A 13,476-nucleotide genomic window follows, 5' to 3' on the forward strand; every position below is an offset into this window, starting at 1 on the left:
GCTTTCGGTCAGCCGATACCCAACCCGCGAAGCGACCCTTGAGCGCGAAATCGTCGGATTTGGATTGCCCGTGACCTCAATCGCCGCGCGGCTGAGTATCCAGATACTCGCCGAATTCGTCGGCAATGATGGATTCAGCCTTCGCCAGGATCTCCGGGGGAAGCTCTTCGAAGATCTTTCGTTTTCGCTGCGATATTTCACCATGCCCTTGCGCAACCAGCCGGATCAGGAGGCTTAGCTTGGGTTGCGGCAGATCGAGCCAAGCTTCCAGTCGAGCTACTGCGCTGTCGTACGCCTGCAGGTACTTGACCTCGTGTGCCAAGTCTTGCTCGACGCATTCCTCGATACAGGCCAGGATGAATTCGCAAAGTGCTGTGGCATCGAACGAGGCGTAGAGCCACCAGGGCTGATGCGACCGGATCAAGATCGTCTGACTTTCGTCGTCCAAGACATAGTCCAGAAGCGCCGTCCGAGGTTGCGAATAGGCTTTCAGTAGCCTCGAATAGATCTCCAGGGACGACAGCATCCTTGCCGAAAGTGGCAACACGACCCCGGGCGGCGTGTAGCCGGCCTGCCTGAGGATATGGTGGAGCAGGAAACGGTGAAGTCGGCCGTTTCCGTCCCGGAAGGGGTGAACGAAAACGAGGCCAAAAGCAGCGCAGGTGGCAGCGACTGCGGGATCGATCACGTTCTCGGCCCCCATCTGGGCAAGCTTGGCGACACCGTCCATCATGCTTCCCACATGGGCCGGTGCCGGGGGGATGAAGTCCGCGACGTTCCGCAGTCGCCCGGAGCGGGACAACCAGTTCTGCGTCGTCCGGTAGCTAGCCTCCGCGACGTACTCCGAAATGATGCTGTTTTGCCAGTTGCAGAGTTGCTCCTCCGTCAGCCGGCCGGGCTCCCTGCGGATTCGAGCAGGCGTCGGAACTTTTCCGCCCGCTGCGCACTGGGCACTTCTTTTCGATTGAGTACGTGGACCGGGTTTCGGCCAGGTACAAGTAGTCGATAGCGCGGGCGAGCACCTCGGGATCGAGGGCGGCAATCGCCTTCGTCACCTTTTCCCGCAGGCTCTTCCCCAAGAGCGTCTTGAGCTGATCGGTCAAACGAACCAAAGGGCAAAAGGCCCGAGTACCCAAAAGGTTGTTCACAACCCCGAACTGGGTATCCGTCTCCTCGGGGCCTGTGATGTATTGCTTGGCATCGAGGACACGAACTCGCGGCGCCCCGGCCGGGAGCGTGAACTCGAAACGGGCGTCGGCAAGCCACTTGGCGAGGAATGCCGCCAAGCGTGAGTAAGAGGAAGTTGGAGATTCGGTCAGCCAACGTTGTATGGCAGCCAACGGCTCCTCATGCTCGAATAGTGCCGCCAGAACCGTCAGGTTAAGGCGCTCTCTCTTGAGCGCGAAGGCGATCACGGAGGCCAGGTCGTCGCTCTCCGCGTATCGGTTTCTTGGAATCTCTATTCGTTCAGTGCCGTCGGCTGCAACGATGTGCTTGGCAATGCCGGTCTTGGGCGACAGCAGAAACACCTGGTCCAGCGGGGGGACCTGAAGTTGATATCGTTGGATTAGCGCTTGGTAGCCCAGCGGTCTCCATGGTTTCGGTAACCTCTACCTGTATTTCACAAATTGCTACTGTGAATCGAAACAATTACCGAACAGTCTACCAATAAAACTTCTACATGGGTTACCGGAAAGGCTACCCATGACCATATACATTCCCGAAATATCTACTGACCTCCCAGCGGAGCTAAGCGACCAAATCAGCAGGCTACCCGTTGAGTATCATCGGCGCAGTCAGGGAAGGCTGCGGATTTTTGGATTTCGGCGCCGCTATGATAAATTGGCAAAATCTCGTCAACTTATGCAATAAGTCTTGTACCTTCAGCCCGCCATCATCGGTGACAGCATCTGTCGGACGATCGTTTCGATCATCCTTCGGGGCGAAGCATTCATCGCCGGCATCGTGTCGTGGCCGTACAAGATGGTCGTCCTTGGTCTCGCAGTCTTATCCTTGACGACTGTACAAGCGAATACCGAAACCGCACCGCACGAGAAGATGTTTTGTCAGGACGTGTCCGATGAACTTGGCAGCACACAGGGGTTCATCGCGCCGGCGTTCTTCTCGATGCTTCTGTTGTTCGGTACCGCATACTCGATGGCCCTCGGTGCTGGTACTAGCGCTGACTTCGCGGCCTTGCTCCAGGTATTTCAGATCACGACTTTCCTCGCAATCATCTGCGTCATCTGGCTTGCGTGCGAGATCAGCTGCCGCGCAAATGAAAACATCCGGCTGCCCCGGCAGCCTCACAGGAAGCGCGATTGCGTCGTCAAGAGTTACCTGAACGACCGTGATCTGATCGTCCAAGTCCCTCCTCCCAAACCAGTTCTCCTCGCATGACCTAGTCCCAGGGGCCTCGCCTCCTGGATTGGACGTCGTCCTGCCGCCCACCGAGGGCGCGACAAGCATGTCGGACGGCATCAAGGTGCTTGGAGAACAGCATGTCAGATTTCAAAATTCGCTTCGCGGAAATCGCGAGCGGGTCAGTTCATACGCAAATTCCTTTGGCGAAAATTCTTGGATTTCATCCAGAGGTAGAAAACTCCCTGGTAGACGGCTACCCAACTCGAGTCGACGACCCCAGGAAACTCGACCCCGTTGTCGTCGGCTGGGTATTGAAGACGACGCCCCTCGTGGTCGTCGAGTCAACGGGTAGAAAAAACGTGGGCCACGAATGGGCCAATTCTGGGCCAGCCGTGGGCCACTAGAGTTCCGCCCGAAAATCGATGACCTCTGCACTGCTGGCCAATATCGGTGTGCGGAATCGATCCAAATGCATTTGGTATCGCAACTGGGCCACCAAAAACCGGCGACAACCGCGGTGGGTTGCGATGCAAATACTTGCAACTCGTTGTTTTGTAATTGCTTTTGGCGCGCCCGACACGATTCGAACGTGCGACCCCCCGCCTTCGGAGGGCAGTACTCTATCCAGCTGAGCTACGGGCGCGTGGGCCAAACTTTACAACAAGAGCAGTAGTCACTTTTCCTCGGCGCCACCGAATGACTACTGCCTTCGGAGGGCAGTACTCTATCCAGCTGAGCTACAGGCGCTTTGGGCCACGAGTGGCTTGGGTTCACGGGCGTGCGCCGCGGCGCGGCGATCCGGGGCGCTGAACCGACGTTCCGGAAGGCGGCAAGGATAGCGGTTTTGCCCCCCGGAGTCCATGGCGGCGGTGCGGAAACGGGCGCAAGCCTTTATAATTCCGCGCTTTACCCCCCATTAAGGACAATAACTATGGCCGAATCCCATTCTTCCAAGTCCATCATGGTCGCGAGCATTGTCGTCGCCGTGGTCGGGATTGCTCTTATCGTTCCCCTGTCCCTCAAGGGCGACAGGTCCGCTGCCCAGTCCGGCAGTTCCGACGCCGCCGACGTGCGCATCCAGCCCGTCGCCAAGTTCGAATTGCAGAAGGCTGCCGCGGCGACCGGTGGCGCGCCCAAGGATGGTCCCACGGTGTACAACTCGGTGTGCGGTGCCTGCCACAACTCGGGTGTCGCCAATGCCCCCAAGGCGGGCGACAAGGGCGCCTGGGGCCCCGCATCGGCCAGGGCAAGGATGCCCTGTACAAGAGCGCTCTGGGAGGCAAGGGCGCCATGCCGCCCAAGGGGGGCGCCGCCGATCTTTCCGACGCCGAAATCAAGGCAGCGGTCGATCATCTGGTGGGCTTGGCCAAGTAAGGCGCGGCTTCGCCGGATTTGCAGCGGGAGGCTTGGGCCTCCCGTTTGCGTTGACGGGTTCGACGCAAAAAAGGGCGCCCCGAGGGGCGCCCTGCCGGGCCGGCGTTTGGAGGGCCGGCAGCGGCTGCGGGAGGGTTTACTTCTTGGCCGGTTCCGGGGTCTTGGCGGCTTCGGTCTTGGCCGGCTCGGCCTTCTTGACTTCGGCGGGTTTGGCTTCGGCCGGCTTCGCGTCGGCGGGCTTGGCTTCGGCCAGCTTCACCGTGGCGGTGCTCTCGGACTTGGCCTGGGGAGCGCTATCGGCCTTGGCGTGGGGCTCGGTCTTCTTGACCTGCTTGTGGGCGTGCTTGTGTTGCTTGGGCGTTGCGGCGGCCTTCTTGGCCTCGGTGGGGGCAGCGGTTTCCTTGGCGGCTTCGGGAGCCTTGCTCTCGGCCTTGGGTGCTTCGGCCTTCTGGACGGCGGCACCCGGAGCGGCGGCGGGCTTGGCTTCGGGTGCCGGCTTGGCGTCGGCGGCGTGGGCGATGCCGAAGGCGGCGGCAAGGGCGAGGGCGATCAGTTGCTTGGTCATGGTTTTCTCCTGAGTGGGTGTCTCTGTCATTCGGCCTTGCGGGATTGCATTGCCTTGGGCCGAATAACGCCAACCGCGGCGGGCCGGTAGTCAAGAGAAGGGTAAGGCCGTGTAACGCCCGGTGACGGGTGTAGCGGCGCGAGATAAATCGCGGCAATGGTCGAGATAATTGACTCGACGATGACTTGCGCTCAGCCAAACAAAATTGCGCCGGGCAAAACTACACCCAGCAGGTTGGAACGGTATCCCACGCGATGGCATGGGTCACGGGGTGAAAAGTCCCGAACCGGCCGACTGTTGTGGGGACACCGAGGACGTAGGAAAAATAGGTCGGGTTCGGCCCCCCGTTGACGCACGCCTCGGTGAAGCTTGCGGGAGCCCCCTGGCAGGCGCCGGCATTGACGAGGCTGCATGACACGCCGCTCTCGGTGCCGCCGGGGTAATTGATCGAGTAGGATCGGCGGAAGGCGCCAAAAAGCGACGGGGAGTAGCGCACGATCGAGAGCGCCTCCATGGGGTCGATTCGGGCGCTTCCGCCGGGGAACTGTGAGGCTCCGGACTGCATATTCCACCTATAGGCCAGGGCGTTGTAATTGACAGGGGCGACAGCGTGCAGCGGGTCGTTTAAGTCGGCGACCCAGGTCTTGCCATCCGATCCCGCCCCGAGGTTGTAATGGTTATAGGTGTAGTCGAGCTGACTGGCCGAACCGGTCGTGTGCACGCTCACCGCGGTCGCCGTCTCGTCGAGGATGATCTGCGCCCCGATAGAAAGCGTCCAGCGCTGCCAGGCATCCTGGTCCAGCGTCGAGGCTATCGTGTGAGGTCCGTCGAGGACGTAGGGCTGCGAAATCCCGGCCGTGACCGCCGCGGTCCCCCCGGAAACTGTGCAAGTTTGCGTCCGATGGTCTCTCGAATAAATTTCGTGGCGAAGCGTCAGCCAGGCCAGCGCCCCGGCGTCTGTATACGTCGGCCAGATACGGTAGGTGTAGACCTCCCGGGACTCGGACAGCTCGTCGTCGTCGCGCCATCCATAAATGCAACCTGGGATAACCACAAAACCATTGATGTTGGCCTGTGGCGGCACCGACGTTTTGCTGAAGCTATAGGTCCAATAGCCGTTATTTTGTAAGGCATCCCCGGTCCAGTAGGGCGTCTCGGGCACGTAAGCTCCGCCGGATCGACGACTGACGTGCGCGGTGTCGTGCAGCTGCTGCGGGATGTCGATTTCCCAGCTGAACGCCAGGCCAAAATCCGCCGCGGCTTCGTTTCCGGCGCCACTGATGGCCAGGCGCCAGAAACACGTCGGCCAGGACTGCTGCTCGAAGGTCGTCAGTCCCCATGGATTCGCGCCGCCGGATGTCGGGTAGCGCATGCTACCGAAATAGATTTCAGACCCGTCCGGCTTGTGGGCCAGCAGATTGAGCGCCCCGTTATTGGGCGCCAGGCCCGCCGCAGCGGAGAGGGACTTTGTCAGCACCCCGAACGTCCGGCCCGGCTCGAAATGTCCCCAGCGCCGCACCTTGATCGTGGCGGTACACCCGCCCGAGGCCTGGACCGTCACCACCTGCACATGCCAGCGCACTTGGGCGGGGTCGATGTAGATCACGCCCACGCCAACCGACCCGCCAATGCTGTTAATCGATTTGCCGTAGAGCGTCCGGGGGGTCCCGGCGATGAGCCCATAGAGCCGGGCCTGACGATGGATGGCGTTGTCCTCCGCGACCTGGGGCGCGGTGCGCTGATCGCCGGACGGAGAGGGCATCTTCACCAAGTCGCAGCGCCCCGTTAGATCAGAAGACAGGCCGCCCCAGGCCCCATTGGGCGTGGGGTGCGAGACCACCGCGCCATCCGGGCAGGTCAGGCTCCCCGGATCGGTCGGGCTATAGGCATTCGCCCCCCGCCAGAGCCCGGTAGCCGGGGGGTGAAACCGAATCAGTGCCGTCGCGGCCGCATCGTGCGCCCAGTTGTCGATCATGGCGGCGCCGCGAAATTGAGCACCACGGTGGCGCCATTGGCGTCGGTCATCGTGATCTGTTTGAGCGGCGTACGGGTCGCGGAAAACAGCCCGTCAGACGAGTAGATCGTTGTGGCCGGATGCCACAGCCGGGCGTCATAGCTGGGCTCAGTCAGGGGGCTGGCGATGGCCCCCCCGCCGGACGTGGCCGCAGGCTTTCCCGTACCAGCCCTGGCCGGGATGGCCGGTGCACCCTTGGCGGCAGGCAAAGACCGATCTACCCGGCTGGTGAGGCCCGCGGCCTCGCGGGTCAGCGCGTCCAGGGCCGCGGTGAGGTCTTTGCTCATAGGGTCACTGTGAAAACGTCCTCGACCAACGGGGCGGAGAACGTGCTGGCGATGGTCGGGGCGGCGGCGGCCCGCTCGCCAGAGGACACCGCCGGGAATTCGATGGTGAAGTTGTGGTCTGCCGCCGCGGCGTTGTTGAAGGTCACCACGGGAGAGGACGGCAGATTCGTCTGCCCGGCGGCCGGCGCTGCCGCCGCGGCGGTTGTCGTCTCCGGGTGCGTCGTCCCCACGCCGGAGACGGCGCAGATGGCCAGGGAAAACGTCGTCGTCGCCTCGCCCGAGTCCGGCGCCATGCGGTGGGCCAGCCGCTGCACTTTGCCGATGGCGTGGATCCCGTCGACGTCGATCTCCACCGTCTTATCCAGATCGATTGCAGGATTGAGGCACACGGTGGCACTCACTGTGTTGCGGCGGTGCGAGGCCCAGATGCGCGCCTTCGCCACGTCGACCAGCGTTTCGATGGCCACGGTGGCGGCGGCTCGGTCGGTGTCTGCCGTCAGGGTCGGGTCTAGCCCGTTGGTTTTGCCCGAGACCACGGTGGGCAGGTCCTGGGGCTGCACCGACTCCACGTCGGCGCGGTAGAGTTTGGCCTTGGTCTCCCACCCCTCGGCGTCCTGGTACACGCCCTCCAGGGCGCCGCTCATGGATTGCCGCATGACGCCCGTGGCCGCCACGGCGGCAGGGCACTGCACCGTCACAGTGTGCGTCTCCTGCACGGTCTGCGCGTAGTCGTAGGCAATGACAGCGGCAAACCCCATGCACAGGGTCGCGTCCACGGGCGGGTTGGGCGTCCAGAACCCCGCCCCGACGGCCACGGCGGTACTGGGCATGGGGGTATAGGTCACAGCCCCGACCACCGTCCCGCCAGCGGCGGAAATTGCGCCCTCCACCTGAGAGCGCTGCAGGAACCAGTTTCCGTCGATCACGTATTGCGCAAACCCCGTCATATCGACATAGCTGTAGGTCAGGGCGTGCCCCTCAGCCTTGAGCCGCGGAAAACGATAGGTGAAGGCGATATCGACGGTATTGACCAGCCCCTGTCGATCCGCAAGCTCCACGGCGAGGGAGCCGTCGATGACCTGGTCGGCGCCGAAGGTCAGCGGGGCGGAGGGGGCGGGAATCCAGGGGGTGAGCCGCGGCAGGCCGGCAGGAGACAGATCGAGTGACCCCCGCACGGTGGACAGACGATCCTGGGCATAGGCCCAGCCGGAGGCGCTCGCCGCGAACACAACCGGCGACCAGCGGCCCCCGATCAGGCTGTCGAGGGCGGGGCGGTTAAGCGCGTCGAGCACGCCCTGCAGATCATCCGTCGCCCGCACCTCGACGGTCCGCGCGGCTGGATCGTACTGTGGGCTATCGACGACCCCGGAAAACAGGCGCATTGGGTACAGGGGGCCGCTCTCCGCGGCCGCGGCGATGTCGATGGTCACCGAACGGCCGACCCAGCCGGGCAGGAAGATCGCAGTCCCGGCCGCGGGCCGCAAGGTGAAGATCGCGATGCGCGCGGTCCCCTCCTCCGCCTCCACGGCGATCTCCCCGACCACCTGGTCGGAGACGTCAGCTCCGTGCAGCGTCACCACCGCCGTCCACACCGCGGCCGGCCCGGCCGGGATGGCCGCCCCGGCGGTCCCGGTCAGCCACGCCTCCGGCACGCCCGGATCGTTCGGATCGTCCGATCCCGGGCTGGCCGCGAAGGGCGCAGCGGCAAAGAGCGCAGCGGCGAACACGGCGTTACAGCCCCAGGGTACGGAAAAAAATCCGCCATGTGACCGCTGTCGCTCCGGAGCTGGAAGCAGTGACCACCAGAGGCTTGCGGCCGTCCGCATTGACGCCGCCCAGGGCCAGGGTCACCGTGGGGACCGTCGCCAGGCTGCTCACCAGTACCGTGTCGGCGCCTTGGGTAACGATCCCGGCCCCCGCGACGAAGATCGTGCGGCGGATGGCCCGAAACTGCGTCACGGCGGCGTTGCACGCAAATGCGGTCATCTCGATCCAGTACGGCTGATCGGCCGTCAGGAATAAGCAGGGGCCATTTGCCACGAAGGGCAGACCTGACGCCGCGTCGCCGGTGACGCACTGCTCCACCACGAGGCCGTCCCCCGCCACGAGGTGCGCGGCCCGCGGCCCCGTGCTCGCGCCCGCCCCGACGACGATCGCTCTGTCGTGCAACGCCTCCGCTAGAGACCCCAGCGCCGTTGCCAGCCCCCCGGACGCCCGGGCGCCGATGCCCACGGCGAGGGCCTGGTCCTGGTCTGCCACCGGGGATGGATTGGCTGCCTGCGCCGTCTCCGGGCACACCGCCACCGCCATGGTATCGAGTACGGCCAGGCTGACCGTCTTGCTCCCCGCAGGCAGATCTACCGGTGTGGTACTCGGCCCGGCCCGCAGGGTGGCCGGGGTGTGGCCCTGCACCCAGTCTCGAGCCAGCACCGTCCCCGCGGCATTGAGGTTGCCGACCCCCCACTCGGCCCCGGCGCCGCTGCCGCTGCCCCACTCGATCAGGTAGGGCACCGCCTTTGCTACCCCCTCTCCGACGGCGGAAAACGGGAAATACCCCGCCGGCGCGCCGCCCAGGGTCAGGGGTCCGGTGCCTGCGGTCAGACATGTCTCGCGCACGCGGGGAGCCAACATCAAATCAGCCATGGTCAAACCTCCTCACAGATCAGTTCCCAGCGGTGCGTCGCCTCCGCCCGCTGGCCGCTGACCGTCGGGCGCAGCGCCCACACGGTCAGCTCAGGGTAGTAGATCGCGCCATAGGCCAGAGCGCCGGCCACAGGCGTCACCGTGGCCACGTTGCCGAACAGGGCGGCGGGCGTCCGCACCGCCTGACCGCCGGCCAGGTAGGCGAGGCCGTAGGGGGTATAACCGGCATCCGACCGGTGCGCCGCGGGCAGCGTCGCCTCCAGCCCGGCGCAGGGAATCCCCCGGGGGACGACGCAGCGCAGCAGGTGCTGAGCATTGGTCGCCAGGGTTGCCAGGCCCGGGGGCAGCCAGCCGGCGCCGCTGGTGGTCACCTTGAGCCGCGCCCAGGTCTCCTGCTTGAGTCCGGCGCCGGACACCGCCCGCAGAATCGTCTCGCCCCCGATAATCTCGTAGGTCTGCTCCAGGTCCAGGGCCTGCAGGTCGTGGAGGACGATGCCCCCGATCTCGAAACTCATCGCCGCGCCCCCCGCTTGAGGGCCTCACGGCCCAGGGCCGACACCATCTCCGCGACCACGTCGGGCGCGGCCGCCATGGGATAGCGGCGGCCGTCCAGATGCACATTGACCGGGGTGGGCGTACTCCCCCGGCCGGTCGGGGCTGGCAGTGACGGGATGCGCAGGCGTGACAGGGCGCCGCCGTCGGCATAGCGCGGAATTTGCATGGCGTTCAGGCGGCGCATGAAATCGGCGCCGTAATGGCGCACCGCCGGCAACTGCATCACCCACTCGCCGGGGGTGCCCCAGTACAGCATGTTGTCGGCGCGGTCGTGGGGAGCGGTGCCAGGCAGGGGGCCGCCGGAGGCGAAGGCCGGAAGTGCCGGCGGGGTCGCCGTAGCGCCGTCCGGCAGCCCCGTCGCCTGGACCTTCACCGGCAGCACCAGGCCCGCGAAGGCAGACTTCACGGCCTCAAGGGCAGCGGACAAGGCCCCCTGGTCGATCTCGGGCTTCAGCCTGATCGCCGCCTGCTCGTTCAGCTTGGTGATCTGCTGGGCCAGCCCATTCATCGCCTGTGTCATCTGATTGAACTGCTCCAGTTGCTTCGCCGCCGCCGCCTCGGCCGCCCCCTTCTGCTCCTGGAGGATACCGTCCGTTTCACGGCCGATGCGGCTCAACTCACTGATCGCCTCCTGGCGCTGGGTCTTGGGGTCCACGCCCTCGCCGCTGAGGTTGCCGATGCTCTGCGCGACGCCTTGCTGGCGCTGCAGCAAGTCCTTGGCCAAGTCGCTCTTGCCTTCGGCCTGGGCGTTGCTGGCTTCGAGTTTGAGTTGCGTCATCTCCTTCCGCAGGTCTTCCGCCTGCTCCTTGGGGGTCATGTCCTGGCGCCGGAGGGCGTTGATGGCGGCGGCCGTGTTCAGGCGGTTATTGACGATCTGTTTGTCGAGATCGATGACCTGCTGCGCATAGGTCTTGTACGCCTGGAGCGCCTCGCCGGCCCTGGACTTCAGAGTGTCGTAAAGGCCCTGGGCAATGGCAGCCCGCTGCTGTGCAGCCTCGGCATCGATGGCCCGCAGCTGGCGGGCCGCGCTGCCCTCGGCCTGCACTCGGGCGGCCGCGGCGCCCTGGGTTTTTTCCAGCTCCCCCTGGCGCAGGGCCTCCGTGATGTCTTTCAGGCTGGCGGCGCTGCGCTTCTTCTCCTCGACTTCTTTCCTGGCGATGGCGATCTTTGCTTCGTTGGCATTTCTCACCGCCGCGATCTCGGCATTGGCCTGGGCGAGCACATCGGCGGCCCCCTGGGTCACCAGCTGGCGCTTCCGCGCCGCCACCAGCTCCAGGGCCGCGAGCTGCTGCCCAGCCCCGGCTTGGGCCGCAGCCACCTCGGCGTTGCGGCTCGCCACCTCCACCTGGGCGACGCCGGCCGGATCGTTGCGCAATTCCGCGGCCACCCGGGCCAGCGCCGCCGCCTGGTTGAACTGGGCCAGGGCGACGCCGGCCGTCTGGGAGAACAAGGCCTGGATTCGCCCCGCCCGCGCCTCCAGCCCGGCCACCAGGCCGTTCAAAGCCCTCATCTCCGCCTGGCTGCGCGCCTCGATGGCGTTTTCCAGCTGCGAGCGCAGGGTGGCGTCCTTGGGCGCACGCCCCAGGGCGGTGCTGATGCGCTCCACCAGGCCGGTGAATGCGGCGGGAGTCTTGGCCGCTGAGAACAGCCCCTGCAGGGCGGTCTTCAGCTCCAGGGCGCTGGCCTTCAAGACGCCGTTGTCGTTCAGTGCTCCCGCCACAAAATCCTTGTAGAGGGTCTCGAAGGCCTGCAGAGACTTCAGGCTGTCCTGATCGACCAGGCCGCCGGCGTCGAGCTTGAGCTTATCCAGGCCGAGGAGGCCGCGCTCCTGGCCCCGGTTGTTGACGAAGGCCTTGGCCGCTTCGTCAGCCCGACCGACCGCCGCCTCCAGTATCCGCAGCTCGGCCTCGGCTGCCCGGCCCACGTCGCTCATGCGGAAGGCCGGCGAGAGCAACTGGTCCCGCAGTTCGGCGGCGCGGCTCTTGAGTTTGGACACCTGGTCGGCCTGTTCCGCAGGCCCGTTCTTGGCGGCGAAGTCCTCGAAATTGCGGATCATCTGCTCCGTAGACAAGGCGGTGCCCTGGGCCGCCTGCTGGCCCTTGTTGCGGAAGTGATCCCAAGCCAGGGCGGCGGCCGTGATGCCGGTGATGACCAGCCCCGGCCAGCCCCCAAACAGCGCCAGCAGCCCCCGGCCGGCGGTGGCGGCGAGCCCCATGGCCCGCCCCATGGCCCCGACGTTGGCCGCGGCGACGGCGGCCTGGGCCGCCGCCTGGGCCGTCCCGGCCGCCACGAGGGACTGATTGGCCCAGAGCAGCCGCGCCGCGGCCGACCGCTTCTCATCGGCGAGGGCAGCCGCCTGGGAGGAGACCGCATACCCTTGTGCGGCGGTCGCCGCGTTCAGTTGCGCGATGGCGCCTTGGCGCACGGCGAGCAGGGACGCCGTGGCCGCTTCCGCATGGCGCAACTCCTCGGCCGCCGCCACCCGGGTCGTGGCGGCATCGCGACCCTTGGCCGCGACCAGGGCGCCGATCGCGGCGACCCGGTTGGCGCCGAAGGCCGCCGCGCCGATCAAGGCAATCTGCCCCAGCCCGGCGGCGATCGCCGGCAGGTTGGCCGCCAGGCCATTCAGGCCGCCGGCCAAGTTGGCAGTGACGCCCAAGGCGTTATCCATCTCGCCCGCGGTTTGCTTGACCGCTTCGCCCAGGTTGGTCCAGGCCTGGCCAACGGTCCGCGGCAGGCGTGCTGCCTCGCCCGCCAAAGCGGCTTGCTGGCTTTGCAAGGCCATCAGGACTTGCTGGCTGGTGAGCGCCCCCTGTTCCCCGAGTTTTTTCAGCTCGCCGACAGTCACGCCGAGGCCGGCGGCGATGGCCTGAGCCAGGCGGGGCGCATTTTCCAGGATGGAACTGAGTTCCTCCCCCCGCAAAACGCCAGAGCCCAGGGCCTGCGCGAACTGGAGCATGGCGGCCGAACTCTCGGCCGCTGAGGCGCCGGAGACCAGCAGGGCCTGGCCGACCGCGGTGACGGCCTGCTGCGCGTCCTTGGCGCTCCCCCCCATATCCTTGATCGGCGTCGCGATGCGGGTGAACAGTGCGGCGACATTGACCACCTCGGTGCCTGAATCCCGGGCGGTACTGCGGATGGCGTCGAGGTTGTCCTTAAACTCGACCAGGGACCCCGAGGCGAGCTTGACCCGGGCCTCGACCCCCTTCAGCTCCTCGGCGGCGCGGGCGAAGGCCCTGACGGCCTCGACGGGCGAGGCCGCGAACTGCTGCCACAGTGCAATGGCGCCGCTGATATGGGCGAGATCGGCGATGGCCGACCGGGCGCTGGGACCGACTCCCCGGATCGCCTGCTCCAGTTGATTGACGGAACGAATCGCGCCATCATTGGTCGCAGTGATCACCAGCTTGAGGTTGAGGTCCGACATGCTCCTATCCCTGATTCAATGGACAATTTTTGGCGCCCTGCTCTGCCTGGGGCTCGGCATGACGTTTGCCCTCGGGTGGAGCTTCGTCGTCGGCCTGCTGCTTATGGGATGCCTGCCCACGCTCCTGGCCGCAAATTTTCTCTGCGGCCGGCGTTAAGCCTTCGCCGCCGCCACCGCCTCCTCCACCGCACTCGCGAAAACACCCCAGGGATAACGCCAGGCCTCCGCGTGCCCCTGGCGGACCAGG

10 protein-coding genes, 1 tRNA gene and 2 pseudogenes are annotated in these 13,476 nt (G+C 65.7%); 4 read left to right on the forward strand and 9 right to left on the reverse strand.

Going from position 1 to position 13,476, the window contains the following annotated elements:
- Positions 1-76: 76 nt before the first annotated feature.
- Positions 77-1,586, reverse strand: a pseudogene (locus IPM73_17095) (Fic family protein).
- 289 nt (positions 1,587-1,875) lie between these two features.
- Here IPM73_17095 and IPM73_17100 point away from each other — a divergent pair.
- Together IPM73_17100 and IPM73_17105 are read left to right on the forward strand one after the other, a co-directional pair.
- On the forward strand, positions 1,876-2,400 hold the full coding sequence (locus IPM73_17100; protein ID MBK8919705.1) for a hypothetical protein: 525 nt from the start codon (positions 1,876-1,878) through the stop codon (positions 2,398-2,400).
- Between the two features lie 101 nt (positions 2,401-2,501).
- Positions 2,502-2,768: a hypothetical protein gene (locus IPM73_17105; protein MBK8919706.1), complete on the forward strand. Its 267-nt coding sequence runs from the start codon at positions 2,502-2,504 to the stop codon at positions 2,766-2,768.
- A 161-nt stretch (positions 2,769-2,929) separates the two neighbouring features.
- Here IPM73_17105 and IPM73_17110 read toward each other — a convergent pair.
- Positions 2,930-3,007: transfer RNA gene (locus IPM73_17110), tRNA-Arg, on the reverse strand.
- 288 nt (positions 3,008-3,295) lie between these two features.
- Between IPM73_17110 and IPM73_17115 the strand changes: the two are divergent.
- Positions 3,296-3,738: pseudogene (locus IPM73_17115) on the forward strand (cytochrome c5 family protein).
- 136 nt (positions 3,739-3,874) lie between these two features.
- Here the strand turns inward: IPM73_17115 and IPM73_17120 are convergent.
- The 7 genes from IPM73_17120 to IPM73_17150 form a co-directional block, all read right to left on the reverse strand.
- A complete protein-coding gene (locus tag IPM73_17120) occupies positions 3,875-4,303 on the reverse strand; it encodes a hypothetical protein (protein MBK8919707.1) in 429 nt (142 codons plus the stop codon).
- Positions 4,304-4,523: 220 nt separating this feature from the next.
- Positions 4,524-6,278, reverse strand: a complete 1,755-nt coding sequence (locus tag IPM73_17125; GenBank protein ID MBK8919708.1) for a hypothetical protein — start codon at positions 6,276-6,278, stop codon at positions 4,524-4,526.
- Positions 6,275-6,604, reverse strand: coding sequence for a hypothetical protein (locus tag IPM73_17130; protein ID MBK8919709.1), 330 nt, complete (start codon positions 6,602-6,604; stop codon positions 6,275-6,277). The genes IPM73_17125 and IPM73_17130 overlap by 4 nt, the downstream gene beginning before the upstream one ends.
- Entirely contained in the window at positions 6,601-8,331 is a 1,731-nt protein-coding gene (locus IPM73_17135) for a hypothetical protein (protein MBK8919710.1), read from the reverse strand. The genes IPM73_17130 and IPM73_17135 overlap by 4 nt, the downstream gene beginning before the upstream one ends.
- 4 nt (positions 8,332-8,335) lie before the next feature.
- On the reverse strand, positions 8,336-9,247 hold the full coding sequence (locus IPM73_17140; protein ID MBK8919711.1) for a hypothetical protein: 912 nt from the start codon (positions 9,245-9,247) through the stop codon (positions 8,336-8,338).
- 2 nt (positions 9,248-9,249) lie between these two features.
- A complete protein-coding gene (locus tag IPM73_17145; protein MBK8919712.1) occupies positions 9,250-9,762 on the reverse strand; it encodes a hypothetical protein in 513 nt (170 codons plus the stop codon).
- Entirely contained in the window at positions 9,759-13,229 is a 3,471-nt protein-coding gene (locus IPM73_17150; GenBank protein ID MBK8919713.1) for a tape measure protein, read from the reverse strand. Before IPM73_17150 ends, IPM73_17145 begins: the two co-directional genes overlap by 4 nt.
- Between IPM73_17150 and IPM73_17155 the strand changes: the two genes are divergently transcribed.
- On the forward strand, positions 13,228-13,386 hold the full coding sequence (locus IPM73_17155; protein MBK8919714.1) for a hypothetical protein: 159 nt from the start codon (positions 13,228-13,230) through the stop codon (positions 13,384-13,386). The genes IPM73_17150 and IPM73_17155 overlap by 2 nt on opposite strands.
- The last annotated feature ends 90 nt before the right edge of the window (positions 13,387-13,476 follow it).

The organism is Betaproteobacteria bacterium (assembly GCA_016720065.1).
Lineage (GTDB): Bacteria > Pseudomonadota > Gammaproteobacteria > Burkholderiales > Rhodocyclaceae > SSSZ01.

Bases quoted from the DNA above. Each gene is read 5' to 3' on its own strand.
- IPM73_17120 (MBK8919707.1), bottom strand. From the start codon at position 4,303: ATGACCAAGCAACTGATCGCCCTCGCCCTTGCCGCCGCCTTCGGCATC.
- IPM73_17105 (MBK8919706.1), top strand. From the start codon at position 2,502: ATGTCAGATTTCAAAATTCGCTTCGCGGAAATCGCGAGCGGGTCAGTT.
- IPM73_17130 (MBK8919709.1), bottom strand. From the start codon at position 6,604: ATGAGCAAAGACCTCACCGCGGCCCTGGACGCGCTGACCCGCGAGGCC.
- IPM73_17140 (MBK8919711.1), bottom strand. From the start codon at position 9,247: ATGGCTGATTTGATGTTGGCTCCCCGCGTGCGCGAGACATGTCTGACC.
- IPM73_17150 (MBK8919713.1), bottom strand. From the start codon at position 13,229: ATGTCGGACCTCAACCTCAAGCTGGTGATCACTGCGACCAATGATGGC.
- IPM73_17125 (MBK8919708.1), bottom strand. From the start codon at position 6,278: ATGATCGACAACTGGGCGCACGATGCGGCCGCGACGGCACTGATTCGG.
- IPM73_17155 (MBK8919714.1), top strand. From the start codon at position 13,228: ATGCTCCTATCCCTGATTCAATGGACAATTTTTGGCGCCCTGCTCTGC.
- IPM73_17145 (MBK8919712.1), bottom strand. From the start codon at position 9,762: ATGAGTTTCGAGATCGGGGGCATCGTCCTCCACGACCTGCAGGCCCTG.